Below are 4731 nucleotides of genomic sequence, written 5' to 3' on the forward strand. Positions count from 1 at the left end.
CCATGCGGTTCAAGCGGCTGCCAGCGCCGCTCGCGCTGCAGCACTTCGTATTCGTCGAAGCGGCGCAGGTAGCGCAGCACCGCGTGCGTCACGTATTCGACCATCTGCTGCGCCATGCCCGAATCTTCCAGCCGCACGAGCGGCACGTGCGGCGGCAGCGTGCCCGGATGCGCGTGCTCGAGCGCGAGCAGCGCGTCGACGCCGGCGCCGAGGTTGAAGATCGCGCGCAGGCCGTCGCGCGGGGCGAAGAATTCGCGCGGCGCGCGCCAGACGAGCGCGTAGTCGGCGGCGGCCGTATCGCCCGGCTGCCACGCGCGCAATTCGGCTTCCGGCAGCGCATGCGCGATCTCGTCGCGCCACGCGCTGGCTTCCTGGTGCGGGGAGTGGAACAGGATCTTCATTGGATGACGGCGCGCGCGCCGGCGAGGCGCGTCACGGGAACGGCGAGCGGGGCCGGGCGCAGCGCGCCGGCGGGCGTAGCGGACATCGGGCGTCTCCTGACGACCGGGCGCCCGGCGCGTCGGCGCCCGGCCCCGGTTCCGTTTGAAGCTGACGGGAAGCCCACATTCTACGGTCTCGCGGCGCATCGCGCGCCGGTGCGCGGGGCCGGAGACGGGCGTGGGCGGCCGCTTTGGGTAGCGATCCGGGGATGGCCGCCCCACGCAAAAGCAAAGCACAAAATATTGGTTCGGCCGCCGGGGGCGCCGCGCCACAATCGAATCCCGTCTTCAAGCAAGCGAGGGCAATCATGCGCGCATGCAGCAAATCGGCGTGGCCGCCGCGGCTCGTGACCGTTCCGGGCCTGCACGGCAGCGAAGGCGCTCACTGGCAGACCTGGCTCGAACGCCAGTTCCCGCGCGCGCTGCGCGTCGAGCAGGACGACTGGGACGCGCCCGATCTCGCGCGCTGGGCGCAATCGGTGCGCGCCTTGCTCGACCGCGAACGCGGCCCGTTCGTGCTGGCCGCGCACAGCTTCGGCTGTCTCGCGGCCGCGCACGCGCTCGCGCAGTGGCCGCATACGGGCGACGTCGCGGGCGTGCTGCTCGTCGCGCCCGCCAGTCCGAAGAAATTCACGTTTGCCGGGCCGTTCGACGCGCGCCGGCTCGCCGTGCCGTCGATCGTGATCGGCAGCGAGACCGATCCGTGGATGCCGCTCGGGGACGCTCGCACGCTCGCGCAGCACCTGGGCAGCGCGTTCGTGAACCTCGGCGACGCCGGACACATCAACACCGCGGCCGGCTTCGGGCCGTGGCCGCGCGCGAAATACTTCATCGACACGCTCGTCCACTGCGCGGCACCGCTGCGCTTTCGCGACGCAGACGACGGCTTCGAAGCCGCACTCGTCGACCGCGCGCTCGCGCACGCGGTCTGACGCCGGGGCGGGCGGCACGGCGGGTGCCGTGCCACACCGCGCCGTCGCGCTTACGCCGCGGAGACGGGCTGTACCGCCGCCGGATCCGAATAGCTCGGCCGGCCGTTCTCGACGTGGCCCGCGAAACGGCGCGAGAAGGTACCGGCCGCGCCGTCGCTCACCGTCACGTCATACCATTGGTGGCTCGCCGCGAGCGCCCACTGCTCGACGCGCTCGTCGCCGCCATGCAGCGTGACCTGCCGTGAAGGCGCGCCGTACGCGTTGTCGGTCAGCGTCAGCGTGACGTGAGCGCCGCCATGGTTGCGCAGCTTCAGGTACAGGTTGCCGTTCGCGACGTCGTAGCCGGCCTTCACTTCCGGCTGCGCCGGGTTGCGATGCCGCGCGGCCGGGGCCGACACGTTGCCCGAGAACACGCGTACGAAGCCGTTCGGCCCGTACACCGAGAACGTGTATGCCCCGTTCGTCACGGTCAGGTCGAAGTCCGCATGCAGCACGCGGCGCGCGCCCACCGTATAGCGCCACGGGCCGTCGGTGCGGTTCGTCGAATACACGTGAAAATGCGCGCCCTGGTTGCCGCGGTTCGCGAACTCGATGCGCAGCCTGGTGCCGCCATCAATGCTTGCGTTCACGTGCAGCTCGTACGGCAGCGCACGTGCCGGCCGCACGCCGGGCTCCTGCGGGTCGATCGGCGACGGCGTCGCGGGCACCGTCGGCGCGGGCTGCGACGTGCACTGCTGGTCGGCGATCGAGCGGTACTGGCTCGTGTCGGGCAGCGGCGGGAACGATGCGTCGGACGAGCGGAAGTCGAAGGCGGCGGTGAGGTCGCCGCACACCGTGCGACGCCACGGCGTGATGTTCGGTTCGTCGATGCCGAAACGCTCGCCGATGAAGCGGATCACCGACGTGTGGTCGAACACCTGCGAGCACACGAAGCCGCCTTTCGTCCACGGCGACACGACCGTCATCGGCACGCGCGGCCCGAGGCCGTACGGCAGGCCGTCGGCCGTGTAGCTGCCGCCGCGGCCGGGGTTCACGACCGTGTGCAGCTCGCCGTCGGTCGTCACGGTCGACGCGCCCTGCGCGGCCGACGTCGGCGGCTGCGGCGGCACGACGTGGTCGAAGAAGCCGTCGTTCTCGTCGTACACGATGAACAGCACGGTCTTGCGCCAGACGTCCGGGTTCGACGTGAGCGCATCGAGGATCTGCGACGTGTAGTTCGCGCCGTACGCGGGCGTGTATTTCGGATGCTCGGAGAACGCCGCGGGCGGACACAGCCACGACACCTGCGGCAGCCGGTCGTTGATCACGTCATCCTTCAGGTTGTCGAGCGTGCGCACGGTCTGCGCGCGCTGGTACAGCGACGAACCGGGCTTCGCGTTGATGAAGTTCGCGAAGTTCTGCAACACGTTCGTGCCGTAGTTGCCGTTGTACGGATCGTTGCCCGTCGTGCCCTGCTGGTAGATCTGCCACGACACGCCGTGTGCTTCGAGACGCTCGGGAAAGGTCGTCCACGACAGCAGCTGGTAGGCAGGCGGACCGTCGCCGTCGACATAGTCGCTGTTGTCGAGCAGCGGGCCGCCGAACTTGCCGGTCGGGTCGACGGTGCCCGTCATCAGGTACGAGCGGTTCGGGTGCGTCGGCCCCGGCAGCGAGCAGAAGTAGTTGTCGCACACGGTGAACGCATCGGCGAGCGCGTAGTGGAACGGGATGTCCTCGCGCACGTGATAGCCCATCGTCATGTCGGTCTTGTTCGCGGGCCACTGGTCGTAGCGGCCGCCGTCGATCGCCGCGTGCGTCTTGTACCACGAGTGGTCGAGGTCGCCGACGCACTGCGCGCTCGTCGTCAGCGTGTTCAGCCGGAACGGCAGCACCGGCTTGCCCGGGTCGGCCTTCGACGGCTGGTACCACACCGGCTTGCCGTTCGGCAGCGGGATCGGGAAGCGGTCGTTGTAGCCGCGCACGCCGCGCAGGTGTCCGAAGTAATGATCGAACGAGCGGTTTTCCTGCATGAACACGACGATGTGCTCGACATCGCGGATCGTGCCGGTGCCGCGCGCGGCGGGAATCGCGAGCGCGCGGCGGATCGATTCGGGGAAGGCATTGAGCGCGACGGCGGCGCCCGCGGATTGTGCGACGGTATGCAGGAAACGGCGGCGGCTCGATGACGTCATGTTATTTCACCTCGGTTCTGCTGCGGTCGGGGGACGGAAGCGGCGGGATCAGCCGGGTGACGACGCTGCAACACTCGACGCGGCCGCGTTCGCCGCATTTGCCGCGGGCTTCGCGTCGTCGTCGTCATCGGGCGGGTAGTGCACGACGGGCGGTGCGAGCGGCGCGGCATCGGACGCGGCGGGGTTCGCGGCTGCGTCGTTGTTGAATGCGCTGGCGGAGCCGGACGATGCGCCGGCCTGCTGCGAAGCGTCGGTCGCGTGAGCGTCGTGCGGCGCGTCGTCACTGCAGGCGGCGACGAAAGCGGCGGCACAAAGAACGACGACGACGGAAACGCAACGCATGACTTCTCTCCTGGCAGGCTGATCGGGAAACGTTTTCGAGTATGCCGATGCGATGCGACGTTTCGGTGAATCGTTTGCGACCGGCACGTGATTGCGGAATGCTTTCGATATCCTGACCAAGTACTTTCGCGCGATGACGGGACGCAATGTTTCCCGGCGGGCGATGCGAGTCGGGCATTTTTACGCGGGCCTGCGATGCGACTTGCCGTGGCGTTCGGGGCCGCATCGCCGTTCATGATGGACGCGTGCAGCCGATCGCGTGGCCTCAGCGACGCGGCGTGCGTCGCCGCACCTCGCTGCGCAGCCAGTCGAGCCAGGTGCGGATCGCCGCTTCATGTCGATGCCCCGGGCGCCACACGACGTAGTGCGCATACACGTCGGTCACGCGCACCGTCGATACGCGCACGAGCGTGCCGTCCGCGAGTTCGGGCTCGATCAGCGAGCGGCGCGCGAGCGCGACGCCGCGCCCTTTCAGCGTCGCGTCGATCAGTGCATTCGCATCGGTGAAGCGCGGCGCGCGTGCGGATTCGGTGAGGTCGAGCCGCGCGACCTGGAGCCACGGTTCCCAAGGCTGCGCGGGATGGCGCAGCAGGGTCGCACGCACGAGATCCGCCGGCGCGCGCGGCGCAATGCCGTCGCGATTGCGGTACGCGGGGCTCGCCACCGGAAAGATCGTCTCGTTCATCAGCTTCTCGGCGACGACGCCCGGCCACGTGCCGGGCCCGTAGCGCAGCGCGACGTCGATGCGGTCGCGCTTGCGCAGCGGCGCGAGCGCCACGTCCGGGTGCAGCGCGATCGCGATGTGCGGATGCGCGGCCGAGAAGCGCGGCAGGCGCGGCGCAAGCC

At 69.7% G+C, this 4731-nt stretch carries 4 protein-coding genes and 1 pseudogene; 1 reads left to right on the forward strand and 4 read right to left on the reverse strand.

What is annotated here, in order from left to right:
• Positions 1-401 (reverse strand): annotated as a pseudogene (locus G3O00_RS40110) (glyoxylate/hydroxypyruvate reductase A); the annotation flags it as partial.
• Between the two features lie 347 nt (positions 402-748).
• Between G3O00_RS40110 and G3O00_RS40115 the strand changes: the two are divergent.
• Complete coding sequence (locus G3O00_RS40115) at positions 749-1372, forward strand: alpha/beta hydrolase (protein ID WP_206146305.1); 624 nt, start codon at positions 749-751, stop codon at positions 1370-1372.
• A gap of 50 nt (positions 1373-1422) precedes the next feature.
• Here the strand turns inward: G3O00_RS40115 and G3O00_RS40120 are convergent, their stop codons facing one another.
• The 3 genes from G3O00_RS40120 to G3O00_RS40130 form a co-directional block, all read right to left on the reverse strand.
• On the reverse strand, positions 1423-3543 hold the full coding sequence (locus G3O00_RS40120; protein ID WP_206146306.1) for a phospholipase C, phosphocholine-specific: 2121 nt from the start codon (positions 3541-3543) through the stop codon (positions 1423-1425).
• Between the two features lie 48 nt (positions 3544-3591).
• A complete protein-coding gene (locus tag G3O00_RS40125; RefSeq protein ID WP_206146307.1) occupies positions 3592-3885 on the reverse strand; it encodes a hypothetical protein in 294 nt (97 codons plus the stop codon).
• A gap of 265 nt (positions 3886-4150) precedes the next feature.
• On the reverse strand, positions 4151-4731 hold a 581-nt coding region (locus tag G3O00_RS40130; RefSeq protein WP_241025561.1), incomplete at its 5' end, for a LysR substrate-binding domain-containing protein.

This window comes from Burkholderia sp. Ac-20384, from assembly GCF_017104605.1.
Classification (GTDB): Bacteria; Pseudomonadota; Gammaproteobacteria; order Burkholderiales; family Burkholderiaceae; genus Burkholderia; species Burkholderia lata.

Excerpts from the sequence above, each read along its gene's own strand:
- G3O00_RS40115 (WP_206146305.1), top strand. The coding sequence starts at position 749 with ATGCGCGCATGCAGCAAATCGGCGTGGCCGCCGCGGCTCGTGACCGTT.
- G3O00_RS40120 (WP_206146306.1), bottom strand. The coding sequence starts at position 3,543 with ATGACGTCATCGAGCCGCCGCCGTTTCCTGCATACCGTCGCACAATCC.
- G3O00_RS40125 (WP_206146307.1), bottom strand. The coding sequence starts at position 3,885 with ATGCGTTGCGTTTCCGTCGTCGTCGTTCTTTGTGCCGCCGCTTTCGTC.